The organism is Arthrobacter sp. Y3223065 (assembly GCF_059090885.1).
The window spans coordinates 641,437-655,513 of the sequence record NZ_JBNHGC010000001.1; the positions used below are offsets into that span (position 1 = coordinate 641,437).

The following is a 14,077-nucleotide window of genomic DNA, read 5'->3' on the forward strand; positions in this document are numbered from 1 at the left end:
CCCATTTCGGCTGACCAGACGTACGATGGATGGGAAGCCCGACGCACCACTGAGTAATAGCAGCAGGTCACCGGACGGCCCGAAATAGATAAGGAAGTGCAATGAGCGCAACGACCAACTCGTCCGCCCCCACCACGGCACCCGAAGCGGCAGAACTGCCCACGCATGAAGTGGCATTGACCGACGTCGCCGCCGGAAAGGTCCGCAGCCTCCTGGAACAGGAAGGCCGCACGGATCTGCGCCTGCGCGTTGCCGTACAGCCGGGCGGATGCTCCGGCCTGATCTACCAGCTGTACTTTGACGAGCGGATGCTCGACGGGGACGCTGTCCGTGATTTCGACGGGGTCGAGGTCGTCGTCGACAAGATGAGCGTTCCTTACCTCTCGGGCGCCTCGATCGACTTCGAGGACACGATTTCCAAGCAGGGCTTCACCATCGACAACCCGAATGCCGGTGGCTCCTGCGCCTGTGGAGACTCCTTCCACTAAGGGCCTGCAGGGCGCTCTCCGGCCGCCGGAACGGCCGACGCACGGGGGAGCCTGTCACATGAAAGTCATGTGTGCGGGTAAGCTCTACAGTGAGTAGTAAAACTGGATATGCGGCCAGGCTCAGCTCTGCCATGGCCGCATCACTTGCACGAAACAAAGAGGAAGGGCCGTCTGTGAGTTCGCAGGTTCGAACCGGCAGTCGACGCGCCAGAATCGCCAAGGCTACAGGTCTGGGTGCACTCGGTGCGTTGTTGTTGACGGGATGTTCAGAAGAAGTCCGTTTGGGTTGGTTGCCCACCGAGCGGGACGTTACCAACCACACGCCCGAAATCATTGATTTGTGGGTTAACGGATGGATCGCCGCGCTGGCCGTCGGTGTCCTGACCTGGGGCTTGATCCTCTGGTGCATCATCGCCTACCGCCGCCGCAAGGGGGAGACGGGCTACCCGCGCCAGCTGAGCTACAACCTGCCGCTGGAGATCTTCTACACGGCGATTCCGGTCGTCATGGTCATGGTCTTCTTCTACTTCACGGACAAGACCACCTCCAACATCACCGAGCGCGTGGACAACCCCGACGTCGTCGTCGACGTGCGCGGCAAGCAGTGGGCCTGGGACTTCAACTACGTCAAGCAGGACAAGTACTTTGCCGGCGTGCAGGCCCACCTGACCGGCGAGACCGGCGTCCCGGAGACGCTGCCTACGCTGTACCTGCCGGTCAACCAGAGCGTGGAGCTGCAGATCAACTCCCGCGACGTCATCCACTCGTTCTGGGTCCCCGCCTTCCTGCAGAAGGTGGACATGATCCCGGGCAAGACCAACTTCCTGAACTTCACCCCCACCCGTGAGGGCATCTACGACGGCAAGTGCGCCGAGCTTTGTGGCGAGTACCACTCCGAAATGCTCTTCCGTGTCGCGGTGGTCTCCGAGGCTGAATTCGACGCTCAGATGGCGCGGCTCAAGGACGGCCAGCTCGGCGAAGAGTACGACCGCAACCCCTACGCTGAAGCGTCTGAGTAAAGGAGCGAGGGCCACAAGTGTCAACGTACGAATACACAGCTGACGACCGGGCTACCACGGTAGCTCCGCGCGTCGTGCCGGTATCCAAGGGGCGCATCGTCGTCAACTGGATCACCTCCACGGACCACAAGACCATCGGGTACATGTACCTGATCACGTCGTTCATCTTCTTCTGCCTCGGCGGCGTGATGGCCCTGGTCATCCGCGCCGAACTGTTCGAGCCCGGTATGCAGATCCTGCAGACCAAGGAACAGTACAACCAGCTGTTCACCATGCACGGCACGGTCATGCTGCTGATGTTCGCCACGCCGCTGTTCGCCGGCTTCGCAAACGTCATCATGCCGCTGCAGATCGGCGCACCCGACGTTGCGTTCCCGCGCCTGAATGCGCTGGCTTTCTGGTTCTTCCTGTTCGGCAGCATGATTGCCGTGGCCGGGTTCATCACGCCGCAGGGCGCAGCGTCCTTCGGCTGGTTCGCCTATGCGCCGTTGTCCAACACCACCTTCTCCCCGGGAGTGGGCGGGGACTTGTGGGTCTTTGGCCTGGCGCTGTCCGGCTTCGGCACCATCCTCGGTTCGGTCAACTTCATCACCACGATCATCACCATGCGCGCTCCCGGCCTGACGATGTGGCGGATGCCGATCTTCACCTGGAACACGCTGGTCACCGCCATCCTCGTCATGATGGCCTTCCCGCCCCTGGCCGCGGCGCTGTTCGCCCTGGGTGCCGACCGGCGCTTCGGTGCGCACATCTTCAACCCGGAGAACGGCGGCGCCATCCTCTGGCAGCACCTGTTCTGGTTCTTCGGCCATCCCGAGGTCTACATCATCGCCCTGCCGTTCTTCGGCATCGTTTCCGAGATCTTCCCGGTGTTCAGCCGCAAGCCGATCTTCGGATACAAGGGCCTGGTCTACGCCACCATCGCCATCGCCGCGCTGTCCGTGACGGTCTGGGCCCACCACATGTACGTCACCGGCTCCGTGCTGCTGCCGTTCTTCGCCTTCATGACGATGCTCATCGCGGTGCCCACCGGCGTGAAGTTCTTCAACTGGATCGGCACCATGTGGCGCGGATCGATCACCTTCGAGACGCCAATGCTGTGGAGCCTGGGCTTCCTGGCCACCTTCCTGTTCGGCGGCCTGACCGGCATCATCCTGGCTTCGCCCCCGCTGGACTTCCACGTCTCCGACACCTACTTCGTGGTGGCGCACTTCCACTACGTGGTCTTCGGTACCGTCGTGTTCGCGATGTTCGCGGGCTTCTACTTCTGGTGGCCCAAGTGGACCGGCAAGATGCTCAACGAGCGCCTCGGTAAGATCCATTTCTGGATGCTGTTCCTGGGCTTCCACGGGACCTTCCTCATCCAGCACTGGCTCGGCGTCGAGGGCATGCCCCGCCGCTACGCGGACTACATGCCGGAAGACGGGTTCACTGCGATGAACCAGTTCTCCACCGTTGCATCCTTTGTGCTCGGCGCCTCGATGATCCCGTTCTTCTGGAACGTGTACATCACCTGGCGCAACGGCAAGAAGGTGGAGGTAGACGACCCCTGGGGCTTCGGTGGTTCGCTTGAGTGGGCGACCTCCTGCCCGCCGCCGCGGCACAACTTCACCTCGCTGCCCCGCATCCGGTCGGAGCGTCCTGCGCTGGACCTGCACCACCCGGAGCTGGCACCGCGGCACACCCCGACGACTCCGGCGCCGGTGGCCCAGTTGGCCGGTCCCGCTGACCAGAAGGACGCATAACTGTGAAGATTGAAGCCTGGCTATTCATTGCGCTTGCGCCGTTCTTCGCCCTCGTTGCCACCGTCTACGGGTTCATGGGCAACTGGGAAGAGCCCGTCGGTTGGCTGGCACTGTATCTGACGGCCGGACTGTCCGTGATGATCGGCGGTTACCTCTGGTTCACGGCGCGGCGCATCGGTGCCCGTCCTGAGGACCGGGTCGACGCGGAAATCCATGAGGGTGCCGGCGAGCAGGGCATGTTCAGCCCGTGGAGCTGGTGGCCGATCGTGCTGGGCCTCGGTGCCGCCACCGGCTTCATGGGCCTGGCGGTTGGCTGGTGGATCGTCTACATCGCAGCCGGCCTCACCACGGTGGCCATCATCGGATGGGTCTACGAATACAGCCGCGGAGACCACGCGCACTAATTCCCGCAGCTGCAAGCGAAAAGGGTCCGGAACCGCAATGGTTCCGGACCCTTTCCGTGTCCCCGCGCACCGGCCGTGGGCGGGCTCGCTGGTCTAGACCGCTAGAATGGGAGGAATTCAACCGGCTGAGCAGGAGGCCGCATGTCCGTGAACGCCGCCGCGATCGAGGGTGAGCTCGACGGCTCCTCCCGCACCGCGAAACACGTCCAGCTCAGGGACATATTGCGGAGGCATGCCCAGGAGCGCTGCGAACCCGGAGCGGCTTTTCCCTCGGAGAGGGAACTGACAGAACGCTTCGGGGTGGCGAGGATGACCGTGCGCCAGGCGATCGACTCACTCGTCGCCGAGCAGGTGCTCGAACGCATTGTCGGTCTGGGAACGTTTGTGCGGCAGCCCAAGCTGGACCTGCAGGTCAAGCTCACCTCCTACAGCGAAGAGATGCAACGCCGCGGCATGGTTCCCGATGCCCGTGTCCTCAGCTTCGAGCAGATCGGCGCGACTCCGCTGGTGGCCCGCGAGCTGCAGATCGAGGAGGGCCAGCCGGTCGTGCGCTTCCGCCGCCTGCTGCTGGCGGACGCCGAACCGATGAGCGTGGACGAGAACTTCATCCCGGCGCAGCGGGTGCCGGGGATCCTCGACGAGGGACCGCCGTCGTCGCTGTACAACGTCCTGAGCGAACGCTACGGACTGATCATGGAGTGGGGAGAGGACACCATCGAGGCAACCGCTGCCCAGCCCTCGATCGCGCGGCTCCTGAGTGTGGACATTGGATCGCCGCTGCTGAAGATCCAGCGGCATGCCTACGTCTCCAAGACCATGGTTGACTTCTCGATCTCTTATTACCGCGCGGACCGCTACAAGCTGTGGGTCCCCCTGCAGCGGCCCGGGGGACGCGTCCCGCGTTCCTACAACGTCAAGCGTTTTTAGGGGCGCCACGGCGCCGCTGCAGGCTGTCTGGCCGCTATGGTACCGCCGGCCGAGGACGCCGGCAGTTGGGCAATGCAGGTCTGCGGCCGCAAGACTCGCCTGTGGCCGGCCGCACTAGCCCGCCCGCGCACCCTGCCCGCCCGTGCCGCACCTGCCCCCGTGACCGGCCGAAGCAGCGTCGGACATCACCCGTGGCCCGCGGTACCCGGCTGCAACACCGGTCAGCATGTTGAACCCCCTGCGCAACCGGGGGAGCGCGCCAGCGGCGCGGCGGCGCGGCCGCCCGTCGCCGTGGCTCAGCCCGGGCAGGGGCTAACGGGCGGGTGCAGGCAAAAGAATGGCCCCGGACCAGGTCCGGGGCCATTCTTTTGCAGTCGTTGCCTTAGCGGGCGCTGACTTCCGCCTTCTCGGCAGGTGCCTCAACCTCAGCGTGGTGGCTGTGCGCAGCCTCCAGCTCGGCCGGGGTAACCGGTGCCACACGGTCTTCGAAGAAGAACCGCGACAGGGCGCCACGCATTTTCTCGGAGCGCTTGATGTGCCCGGCCCGGTTGGGCTGCGCCGGGATCACTTCGGGCGACTCGTAGCTGACCAGCCGGTACTGCTTGTACTCGTTCAGCGGCTCGTGGACCTCGATGAACTCTCCATGCGGCAGGCGGACAATGCGTCCGGTCTCCCGGCCATGGAGGGCGATCTCGCGGTCCTTGCGCTGCAGCGCCAGGCAAATGCGGCGCGTGACGATGAAGCCGAGGATCGGGCCCAGGAAGAACAGCGCGCGCAGCCAGTACGTCACGTCGTTGAGCGACACGTGGAAGTGCGTGGCGATCAAGTCGGAGCTGGCAGCTGCCCACATCACCGAGTAGAAGACGATGCCGGCGACGCCGGTGGCGGTGCGGAACGGAACGTTGCGCGGGCGGTCCAGGATGTGGTGCTCGCGGGTGTCCTTGGTGATCCAGCTCTCGATCCACGGCCATGCGAACATCACCGTGAACAGCAGGGCCGCCGGGCCGAGGGCCGGGAGGAGCACGTTGAGCGAAATGGTCCGGCCGAAGATCACGAACTCGCCGACACCGGGCATCAGGCGCAGCGCGCCGTCCACCCAGCCGATGTACCAGTCAGGCTGGGTACCGGCCGAGACGGGGGAGGGGTCGTAGGGCCCGTAGTCCCAGATCGCCAGGATCTGGAAGTTCGCCGCAATGACGGCCAGGATTCCGAAGACAACGAAGAAGAAGCCGCCTGCCTTGGCCGCATAGACCGGGCCGATCGGGAAGCCGACGACGTTGGTCTCGGAACGGCCGGGGCCGGGGTACTGGGTGTGCTTGTGCACGACAACCATGAACAGGTGGATGGCGATCATCAGGAGGATCAAGGCCGGGACCAGCAGGATGTGAAGCACGTACAGGCGACCCACGATGTCCGTACCGGGGAACTCGCCGCCAAAGAGCAGCAGCGAAATGTAGGTACCGACCAGCGGGATTGCCTTGATCACGCCGTCGATGATGCGCAGGCCGTTGCCGGAAAGCAGGTCGTCCGGCAGGGAGTAGCCGGTGAAGCCGGCAGCCAGGGCCAGGATCAACAGGACACAGCCGACAACCCAGTTCAGCTCACGCGGGCGGCGGAACGCACCGGTGAAGAACACCCGAAGCATGTGGAACGAAACCGAGGCAACGAACAGCAGCGCAGACCAGTGGTGCAGCTGGCGCATGAACAGGCCGCCGCGGATCTCGAACGAGATCTCCAGGGTGGACTGGTAGGCGACGGACATTTCGACGCCCTTGAGCGGCACATACGGTCCGGCGTAGTGCGTATGAGCCATCGAAGGATCGAAGAAGAACGTCAGGAACGTTCCGGTGAGCAGCAGGATGACGAAGGAGTACAGCGCCACTTCGCCGAACATGAAGGACCAGTGGTCCGGGAAGATCTTCCGGCCGAATTCCTTGACGATCCCTGAACCGCCGACGCGGGTGTCGACGAAGTTGGTGATCCGTCCGGCCCGCGTCTTGGGTACGTAGGTATCAGTTGAAGCGCTCATGCTTAGCCACGCTCCCAGTAGCTCGGTCCAACAGGTTCATGGAAATCGCTGGTGGCGATCAGGTAGCCCTCGTCGTCGACGCTGATCGGCAGCTGGGGAAGGGCGTGTGCGGCCGGGCCGAACACAACCTTGCATTCCTGGGCTGCATCGAAGGTCGACTGGTGGCAAGGGCAGAGCAGGTGGTGCGTGTGCTGTTCGTACAGCGCCACCGGGCAGCCAACGTGGGTACAGATCTTGGAGTACGCAACGATGCCATTGTAGTTCCAGTCTTCACGGCCTGGGGAGACCTGGAGCACGTCGGGATTCAGGCGCATCAAGAGGACGACGGCCTTGGCCTTCTCCTCGAGCTTGTGCTCGGCCTCGTTGAGCCCCTCGGGGATGACGTGGAACGCCGAACCAATGGTGACATCCGAGGCCTTGATCGGGGTGCCGCTCGGGTCGCGGGTCAACCGGACGCCTGCGTCCCACATGGTGTGCCGCAGCACGTCCGGGTTGAGGTCCTTGGACAGGTCGCGGAAGATGCCGATGGCCGGCAGGATCGCCAGCACGCCGGCGCCGATCAGGGTGTTGCGGATCAACGGACGGCGGGAGATGCCCGACTCGTCGAGGACCTGGCCGATGATCTGCTCGGCGTCCTTGCGGTCTTCCTCGGTACGGACCTCGTGGCGCTCTTCCACGATTTCGTGGTCCGGCATGAGGGTCTTGGCCCAGTGGACAATGCCCACGCCAATGCCCAGCATGGCAAAGGCGGTGCCCATGCCGAGGGTGAAGTTCTGCAGTCGCAGCGTTGCGGTGGTGTCATCCAAGCGGATGCCAAAGTACCCGACGAAGAAAAGCACGGTGCCGATGATGGAGATTACGAAGAGTATCGCAACCTGGCGTTCGGCTCGCTTTTCCGCCCGGGGATCTTTGTCGGCAAGGCGCGGGCGGTGCGGGGGGAGTCCAGGATCCTGAAACTTCTCCACGTCGCTCTGACCAGCCGTAGCAACGGTGCCCGAGGTGTTCGGACTGCCGTGACTATGGTCGCCCATGATCCCTCTCATCCTTCTCTAAATAGTTCAAAACTCATAATGACTGTTGGCGCTTCTCCGGCGGCCCGCTGGGGCCGCCGGAAGCGAAGGTTAGGACGACCGCTGGGTCAGCCAGATGGTGAACGCGATGACCACGCCCAATCCAAGCGTCCACATCAGCAGGCCCTCGGACACGGGGCCGAGCCCCCCAAGCGCGAACCCGCCGGGGGAGGGCTGCTCTTCGATGGTCTTCAGGAAGGCGATGACGTCGCGCTTCTCCTCGGGGGAGATGTTCGCGTCGCTGAATACCGGCATGTTCTGCGGACCGGTGGCCATGGCCTCGTAGATGTGCGCTTCGCTGACGCCGCTCAGCGCCGGCGCGAACTTGCCGCGCGTCAGGGCCCCACCCGCTGCGGCAGCGTTGTGGCACATGGCGCAGTTGACCCGGAAGATCTCGCCGCCGGCGGCAGGATCACCCTGGGAGACGTCGAGGAATTCGTCCGCCGGAATCGCGGGACCGGCGCCGAGGGAGGCTACGTATGCCGCCAGCTGCATGGTCTGCTCTTCGTTGAACTGGTTCGGCTTTTCCATTGCCTGGGGGCCGGACATCTGCATGGGCATGCGGCCGGTTCCTACCTGGAAGTCGACGGCGGCCGCGCCGACGCCAATCAGCGACGGACCGGCCTGGTTGCCGTGCGCACCCTCCGGGGCCCCGACAGCACCGATTCCGTGACAAGTTGCGCAGTTGGCCACGAAGAGCTTCTCGCCCTCTTCGATGTCCTGCGCGGAAAAGGTGGTGGTTTGGGCCTTGGCCTCGTTGACGTTGCCGGCAACGGCGTACAGTCCGCCGGTGACGAGCAGTCCCATGAGCAGCAGGGCAACGGCCGCCAGGGGATGTCGTCGCCTCTGGGAGAGTGCCTTCACTTGTTGGTTCCTAACTTTGCGGTGCGTTTGTGTAGATGTTCGGCCGGCTGGGTCCGCAGCGAGGCGCGGACCTTTCTGCCGTCTACTTGAGGAAGTAGATGATGATGAAGAGAGCGATCCACACGACGTCGACGAAGTGCCAGTAGTACGACGTGACGATGGCCGATGTGGCTTCGAAATGGCCGAACTTCTTGGCGACGTAGGCGCGGCCGATGATCAGCAGGAAAGCGATGAGGCCGCCTGTGACGTGGAGGCCGTGGAAGCCGGTGGTGATGTAGAACGCCGAACCGTAGGAATTGGAGGACAGCGAGACGCCTTCGGAGACGAGCACCGCATATTCGTAAGCCTGGACGGAGACGAAGATGGCGCCGAGGAGGAATGTCAGCAGGAACCATTCGACCATGCCCCACTTGGCGACATTGAAGAGCCCGCCGGAACGGCGGGCCTGCAAGCGCTCTGCGGCGAAGACGCCGTACTGGCAGGTGAAGGAGCTGGACACCAGGATGATGGTGTTGGCCAGCGCAAACGGGACATTCAACTTCGCGGTTTCCATCGCCCACATGTCGCCTGAGGTGGCGCGGAGCGTGAAGTACATAGCGAAAAGGCCGGCGAAGAACATCAGCTCGCTGGAGAGCCACACAACGGTTCCGACGGAAACCAGATTGGGGCGGTTCAGCGTTGGATGCGCCGGGGTACTGGGGGCATGGGTTGCAGTTGTCACAAGGCCATTATGTCTATAAATCTGCCCACTTCACCAATGCATTTGAACGCGTGGCGCCGCGTTTCGGTTCCTGAACCGCTGGATTCCGCGGAACGGCGCGGAAGTTAACAATCCGGAAGTTTCTACAAAACGTAGATAACCTAGTGAAGTGACGACCGAACCCAACGCTCAGAACACACCCACCTGGCCCGAACTGATCTCGGCCCTGATCTCGCAGCAGGACCTCACGACGGCCCAAACCCAGTGGGCGATGAACACCATCATGTCCGGCGGGGCCTCCGACGCGCAGATGGCCGGCTTCCTGGTCGCGCTGCGGGCCAAGGGGGAGACGGTCGATGAGCTGACCGGCTTGGTGGCGGCCATGGTCGGCAACGCCCGGCCGATCGACATTCCGGGGGAGAAGCTGGACATCGTCGGTACCGGCGGGGACCGGCAGAATACCGTGAACATCTCGTCCATGGCCGCCCTGGTCTGCGCGGGGGCCGGCGCCCGGATCGTCAAGCACGGAAACCGCGCCGCGTCGTCGTCGTCCGGTTCGGCCGATGTGATCGAAGCCCTCGGGGTGCGCCTTGACCTCCCGGTGGAGCGGGTGGCTCAGACCGCCGTCGAAGCGGGGATCACGTTCTGTTTCGCCCAGGTGTTCCACCCGTCCATGCGCTATGCGGGCGCGGTGCGCGCGGAACTCGGTGTGGCCACCGCTTTCAATTTCATGGGTCCGATGACCAACCCGGCGAATCCCACGGCGGCGGCCATCGGCGTTGCCGATGCCCGGCTGGCGCCGCTGATCGCCGGCGTGCTGGCTGCCCGGGGGATCCGCGCGCTCGTTTTCCGCGGCGGGGACGGCCTGGATGAGCTGACCACCACGGGCCCCTCGTCGGTCTGGGAGGTGCGTGACGGCGGCGTGACGGAACACGAGCTGGACCCGCTGGACCTCGGCATCCCCCGGGCCACGCTGGACGACCTGCGCGGCGGCGACGCCGCCGCGAATGCCGACGTCGTGCGCCGCGTGCTCGCGGGGGACAAGGGACCGGTGCGCGACGCCGTCGTCCTCAATGCAGCCGCAGCCCTGGTGGCCAACGACACAACAGCCGACGCGCCGTTGCTGGAACGGCTGGCCGTAGGTTTGGGACGGGCCGAGGAAGCCATCGACAGCGGTGCGGCCGCCGAGGCGCTGCAGCGCTGGATCGACGCCACCCGCTGACCCAGGGCCCGCCTTCGGACGGCGCAGCTTAACCAGGAGTGCCCCGGACAGGATGTCCGGGGCACTCCTGCACGGTTGTGAAGCCTAGTGCTCGAATCCGAGCGAGAAGGCCGCGTCCAGGTCGTGCTTCGAATAGGCGCGGAAGGCGATGTGGGTCGTCGTTGCCTGCACGCCTTGGACCTTCGAGAGCCGGTCGGCAATGACATCGGCCAGCTCGTCGTGCTTGGCGACGCGGGCCACAGCGATCAAGTCCCATTCGCCGGTGACCGAATAGACCTCGCTGATGCCCTCGATCTCGGAGATCTCCTGGGCGCACTCCGGAATCCGGGTCGCATCGGTCCGGATGAGAACGAATGCTGTAGCCACTGCACTGCCTTTCTGCTGGAACTGGGTGTTCTTCCCTATAACCGAGGTTATTCCACCCGCCGTTTGATGAACAGCGCGGCCGCCGCCCGCCAACCCAGCAGGAGGGCGCCGAGCACCAGGAGGGCGACGATCTGGAAGGACAGGGCCAGCCCGCCCCCGGCGAGGCCGCGCAGGGCGAGTCCCAAGACCACTGCGGCCAGCCAGACGGCGACTCCGGTCGGCCAGAGGGCGGCCGGGCGGCGCCAGCCCCGCGAGGCCAGCCAGCCGACGAGCGCGCCGGCCAGGAACGGGCTCGCGGTGATCAGGATTCCGGCCAGGGCCAGTCCGTGTTCGTGCGTGTTTCGGCCCGCTGCCGCAAAAATGACGACGGCGGCCAGGTCCAGCGATGCTCCCGCCAGCGGGATGCCGGTGCGGAGCCGGGGCGATGTTTCAGTCACCCCTCCACACTATCGGGCGCGGGCGGGCGTACGATTCGAGGGACGAGCCGGTCAGGGGCTGGAACTCGGCGCAGTCGGGCAGGGGCCGCAGCCCGCGGCCGAGGGGGAGGAACGGCATTCATGAAGTTGGCACAGGTCGCGCTCGGCGTGCATGAGCTCGAGCGGGCAACCGCTTTCTACACCGACCTGCTCGGTTATCCGCCGGCCGGGGTGTTCGACCCGCCGGGCCTGGTGTTCTTCGATCTCGACGGCGTGCGCCTCCTGCTGGAGGTGGGCGCGCCAGCCGCCCTGTTGTACCTGGAGGTCGAGTCGGTCCGGGACCGGGTCGAGGAGCTGCGCGCCGCCGGAACACCGATTGTCGAAGAACCACACATCATTTTCCGGCATGCCGACGATGCTTTGGGGCCTGCGGGCATGGACGAGTGGATGGCCTTCATTCGCGACTCCGAAGGCAACCTGCTGGGGCTGGTGAGCCACCACCGGGGGGACTAGCAAGGGTTGTGTTGCGGCCTACAAGCCTGCATACTTGTCATCGGAGCAACAAGGAAGCAGGTTTGTATGTACGTGTTAACGGTGGACCAGCGGCGGTCCCGCCGCCAGTTGGACCTCGTCGAGGGCGCGCTCGGCACTTTGAATGATGACCCTGCCCGTCCGCTGGTGCGCGGTTTCGAACGCACCGCCGGCGACGAGATGCAGGCAGTGGTCGCCGATGCCGCCGTGGCGGCGGATCTTGCCCTGGATTTGGCCGTCAGCAACCGCTGGAGTGTGGGAATAGGTGTGGGCGGAGTCGTCAGTCCGCTGCCGGAGTCTACGCGGGCGGGCTCCGGCGAGGCATTCGAGCGCGCCCGCGAAGCGGTGACCGCGGCCAAGGTGTCGCCGGGCAACGTCGCCGTCTCCGGGGCCCGTGCGGAGGCCGGCCACGCCGAGGCGGTGCTGCAGTTGCTGGTATCCGTCGCACGGAAGCGCAGCAGGCAGGCGACCGAAGCCGGGGTGCTCAGTGACGAAGGACTCACCCAGCAGCAAATCGCCGACCGGCTCGGCATCACCCAGCAGGCTGTCTCGAGCAGGCTGCATAGTGGACTCTGGCAGGAGTGGCGCCGCGCGCGGCTGGCGGCACAAGCGTTGCTGGAAGGGGCCGACCGATGAGCGTCATGGCACTGGTCGCGCTGTGCATGGCGGCGGCGGTGGCGGCGCCCATGTACTTCGAGCGGTTCCAGGGCCGGGGCAACCGCTGGCTGTATGCCGCCAGCGCCGTGTCGCTGCTGCTCTTGGGTATCGCGGGATTGTTGGCGGTCTTGGGTTCGGGCGGTCTCGGTCCGGCAGCCTATGCGTTGGGCGTGGCTGCGGCGGCGATCGGCGGTGGCCCGGCCACCGTGACCATCCTGCGGTTGTCGTTCAATGCCTCGCACCCGGACAACACCACCGATCCCGAAGCATCCCCGGTACTCCGCGGAGGCGCCTGGATCGGGGTGCTAGAGCGGACGGCCATCGCGGCCACCCTGCTGGCCGGCTGGCCGGAAGGATTGGCCGTTGTCCTGGCGGTGAAAGGCTTGGGCCGGTATTCGGAGCTCGGCCAGTCCGGGGCGGCCGAGCGGTTTATCCTGGGCACGTTCGCGAGCGTGCTGTGGGCGGCGGCCGCCACCGGCATCGCGGTGCTCGTGCGCTGAGCGCAGGCGCGCCTCTCCAGTCGGCGAAGCGAATCGGCGCGGGCCGGCCAGCGGGGCACGGCCCGTAACATGAAGCACCGGACCACCCGGTGCCGCCGCCGCCGCCCGCGCAGAGCCCGCGTTCCGTCCCGCGAAATATTCCACGGTGTTTGTTGCCCACGCCACATTCGTCCTTTTATGATGATCACCGGTCAAGGAGCGGCCATGGGGAACTCTTGAGGGGACAAAGTATGGATCCCAAACTGCGAGTGGTCGTCCGGTTGGATATCGATAGGGAATCCGCCAACATCGAAGTGCGCGGACACGTGACAATCCGAAACATTGTGGCGCTGTATTCGCTGGTCCGCCGCACCAGCGCCCTTGCGCCCGGGCGCGGTGTCACCATCAACCTCCAGCATGCACGGATTGAAGTTGCGGCGCTCGAGGAGCTTCACCGCTGCAGTGAGAGCAAGCGGCTTCCCGGCTATGCGGCGCCCGAAGGGGTGGGGTGCCGCCTGCAGGTGATAGACCCGGATGGCCCGGACGCCACGGACCTGGAGCTGGCCGCCGCGCGCTGAGCAGGGAGGCCTGCGTGGCGTTGAATGCCGCGGGCGCTCCGTTCACACACCCGTGGGGTGGTTCTGGTACGACTGACGCAGGGGAGGAGCCCATCATGCAGAAGATCACACCGTGCCTGTGGTTTGACGGCGAGGCCGAAGAAGCAGCACAGTTCTACGTCCAGCTGTTCAACAACTCCAAGATCCTCGACGTGACGCACTACGGCGAGAGCGGTCCCGGATTGGAAGGTGAGGTGCTGACCGTAGAGTTCGAGTTGGACGGCCAGTCCTTCACTGCGCTGAACGGGGGAGCCCAGTTCACGTTCAATGAGGCGGTGTCCTTGCAGGTGGACTGTGACGACCAGGCAGAGGTCGACCGGCTGTGGGACGCGTTGACCGCCGACGGCGGTGCCGAGAGCCAATGCGGATGGCTCAAGGACAAGTACGGATTGTCCTGGCAAATCATTCCCTCCGTGTTGCCGCAGCTGATTGCCGGGCCGGATCCGCAAAAGGCCCAACGCGCTATGGAAGCCATGCTGCAGATGAAAAAGATCGACATCGGCGAACTGCAGCGCGCTTACGACGCCGGATAGCGCCTTCGGC

The 14,077-nt window shown here is 65.0% G+C and carries 17 protein-coding genes; 11 read left to right on the forward strand and 6 right to left on the reverse strand.

The annotated features are described in order from the left end of the window. Positions 1–101 precede the first annotated feature (101 nt). From AC5RUK_RS02885 to AC5RUK_RS02905, 5 genes are all read left to right on the forward strand, one after another. Complete coding sequence (locus tag AC5RUK_RS02885; RefSeq protein WP_493978415.1) at positions 102–488, forward strand: HesB/IscA family protein; 387 nt, start codon at positions 102–104, stop codon at positions 486–488. 173 nt (positions 489–661) lie between these two features. Beyond that, a complete protein-coding gene (ctaC, locus tag AC5RUK_RS02890; protein ID WP_493987176.1) occupies positions 662–1,507 on the forward strand; it encodes an aa3-type cytochrome oxidase subunit II in 846 nt (281 codons plus the stop codon). 17 nt (positions 1,508–1,524) lie between these two features. Next, positions 1,525–3,252: an aa3-type cytochrome oxidase subunit I gene (ctaD, locus tag AC5RUK_RS02895; protein ID WP_493987177.1), complete on the forward strand. Its 1,728-nt coding sequence runs from the start codon at positions 1,525–1,527 to the stop codon at positions 3,250–3,252. Between the two features lie 2 nt (positions 3,253–3,254). Beyond that, positions 3,255–3,656: a cytochrome c oxidase subunit 4 gene (locus tag AC5RUK_RS02900; RefSeq protein ID WP_493987178.1), complete on the forward strand. Its 402-nt coding sequence runs from the start codon at positions 3,255–3,257 to the stop codon at positions 3,654–3,656. Positions 3,657–3,797: 141 nt separating this feature from the next. After that, positions 3,798–4,583 carry a GntR family transcriptional regulator gene (locus tag AC5RUK_RS02905; RefSeq protein ID WP_493987179.1) on the forward strand — a complete coding sequence of 262 codons (786 nt, stop codon included), beginning with the start codon at positions 3,798–3,800 and terminating at the stop codon, positions 4,581–4,583. Positions 4,584–4,965: 382 nt separating this feature from the next. Here AC5RUK_RS02905 and qcrB read toward each other — a convergent pair whose 3' ends face one another. The 4 genes from qcrB to ctaE all read right to left on the reverse strand — a co-directional run bounded on the left by qcrB (position 4,966) and on the right by ctaE (position 9,267). Then, positions 4,966–6,612, reverse strand: a complete 1,647-nt coding sequence (gene qcrB, locus AC5RUK_RS02910; RefSeq protein WP_494151329.1) for a cytochrome bc1 complex cytochrome b subunit — start codon at positions 6,610–6,612, stop codon at positions 4,966–4,968. A 2-nt stretch (positions 6,613–6,614) separates the two neighbouring features. Next, positions 6,615–7,643 carry a cytochrome bc1 complex Rieske iron-sulfur subunit gene (gene qcrA / locus AC5RUK_RS02915; protein ID WP_493987181.1) on the reverse strand — a complete coding sequence of 343 codons (1,029 nt, stop codon included), beginning with the start codon at positions 7,641–7,643 and terminating at the stop codon, positions 6,615–6,617. A 90-nt stretch (positions 7,644–7,733) separates the two neighbouring features. Then, positions 7,734–8,546, reverse strand: coding sequence for a cytochrome bc1 complex diheme cytochrome c subunit (gene qcrC, locus AC5RUK_RS02920; RefSeq protein WP_493987182.1), 813 nt, complete (start codon positions 8,544–8,546; stop codon positions 7,734–7,736). A gap of 82 nt (positions 8,547–8,628) precedes the next feature. Beyond that, positions 8,629–9,267: an aa3-type cytochrome oxidase subunit III gene (gene ctaE / locus AC5RUK_RS02925; RefSeq protein WP_493987183.1), complete on the reverse strand. Its 639-nt coding sequence runs from the start codon at positions 9,265–9,267 to the stop codon at positions 8,629–8,631. 148 nt (positions 9,268–9,415) lie between these two features. On the opposite strand from ctaE, the gene trpD reads away from it, so the two are divergent. Further along, entirely contained in the window at positions 9,416–10,468 is a 1,053-nt protein-coding gene (gene trpD / locus AC5RUK_RS02930; RefSeq protein ID WP_494151330.1) for an anthranilate phosphoribosyltransferase, read from the forward strand. Positions 10,469–10,552: 84 nt separating this feature from the next. Here the strand turns inward: trpD and AC5RUK_RS02935 are convergent, their stop codons facing one another. After that, a complete protein-coding gene (locus AC5RUK_RS02935; protein WP_493978425.1) occupies positions 10,553–10,834 on the reverse strand; it encodes an Lrp/AsnC family transcriptional regulator in 282 nt (93 codons plus the stop codon). 47 nt (positions 10,835–10,881) lie between these two features. Continuing rightward, a complete protein-coding gene (locus AC5RUK_RS02940) occupies positions 10,882–11,271 on the reverse strand; it encodes a DUF3054 domain-containing protein (protein WP_494151331.1) in 390 nt (129 codons plus the stop codon). 120 nt (positions 11,272–11,391) lie between these two features. Here AC5RUK_RS02940 and AC5RUK_RS02945 point away from each other — a divergent pair, with 120 nt between their 5' ends. From AC5RUK_RS02945 to AC5RUK_RS02965, 5 genes are all read left to right on the forward strand, one after another. Further along, positions 11,392–11,763 (forward strand): VOC family protein, encoded by a 372-nt coding sequence (locus AC5RUK_RS02945; protein ID WP_494108948.1) that lies wholly within the window; start codon positions 11,392–11,394, stop codon positions 11,761–11,763. 66 nt (positions 11,764–11,829) lie between these two features. Further along, positions 11,830–12,417 carry a sigma factor-like helix-turn-helix DNA-binding protein gene (locus tag AC5RUK_RS02950; protein ID WP_494108949.1) on the forward strand — a complete coding sequence of 196 codons (588 nt, stop codon included), beginning with the start codon at positions 11,830–11,832 and terminating at the stop codon, positions 12,415–12,417. Continuing rightward, positions 12,414–12,938 carry a hypothetical protein gene (locus tag AC5RUK_RS02955; RefSeq protein ID WP_493987188.1) on the forward strand — a complete coding sequence of 175 codons (525 nt, stop codon included), beginning with the start codon at positions 12,414–12,416 and terminating at the stop codon, positions 12,936–12,938. The genes AC5RUK_RS02950 and AC5RUK_RS02955 overlap by 4 nt, the downstream gene beginning before the upstream one ends. Positions 12,939–13,168: 230 nt before the next feature. Then, positions 13,169–13,495: a hypothetical protein gene (locus AC5RUK_RS02960; protein WP_494108950.1), complete on the forward strand. Its 327-nt coding sequence runs from the start codon at positions 13,169–13,171 to the stop codon at positions 13,493–13,495. Between the two features lie 95 nt (positions 13,496–13,590). After that, entirely contained in the window at positions 13,591–14,067 is a 477-nt protein-coding gene (locus AC5RUK_RS02965) for a VOC family protein (RefSeq protein ID WP_493987190.1), read from the forward strand. Positions 14,068–14,077: the final 10 nt, after the last annotated feature.

Bases quoted from the DNA above. Each gene is read 5' to 3' on its own strand.
- AC5RUK_RS02885 (WP_493978415.1), top strand. From the start codon at position 102: ATGAGCGCAACGACCAACTCGTCCGCCCCCACCACGGCACCCGAAGCG.
- AC5RUK_RS02905 (WP_493987179.1), top strand. From the start codon at position 3,798: ATGTCCGTGAACGCCGCCGCGATCGAGGGTGAGCTCGACGGCTCCTCC.
- qcrB (WP_494151329.1), bottom strand. From the start codon at position 6,612: ATGAGCGCTTCAACTGATACCTACGTACCCAAGACGCGGGCCGGACGG.
- qcrA (WP_493987181.1), bottom strand. From the start codon at position 7,643: ATGGGCGACCATAGTCACGGCAGTCCGAACACCTCGGGCACCGTTGCT.
- AC5RUK_RS02945 (WP_494108948.1), top strand. From the start codon at position 11,392: ATGAAGTTGGCACAGGTCGCGCTCGGCGTGCATGAGCTCGAGCGGGCA.
- AC5RUK_RS02950 (WP_494108949.1), top strand. From the start codon at position 11,830: ATGTACGTGTTAACGGTGGACCAGCGGCGGTCCCGCCGCCAGTTGGAC.
- AC5RUK_RS02955 (WP_493987188.1), top strand. From the start codon at position 12,414: ATGAGCGTCATGGCACTGGTCGCGCTGTGCATGGCGGCGGCGGTGGCG.
- AC5RUK_RS02960 (WP_494108950.1), top strand. From the start codon at position 13,169: ATGGATCCCAAACTGCGAGTGGTCGTCCGGTTGGATATCGATAGGGAA.
- AC5RUK_RS02965 (WP_493987190.1), top strand. From the start codon at position 13,591: ATGCAGAAGATCACACCGTGCCTGTGGTTTGACGGCGAGGCCGAAGAA.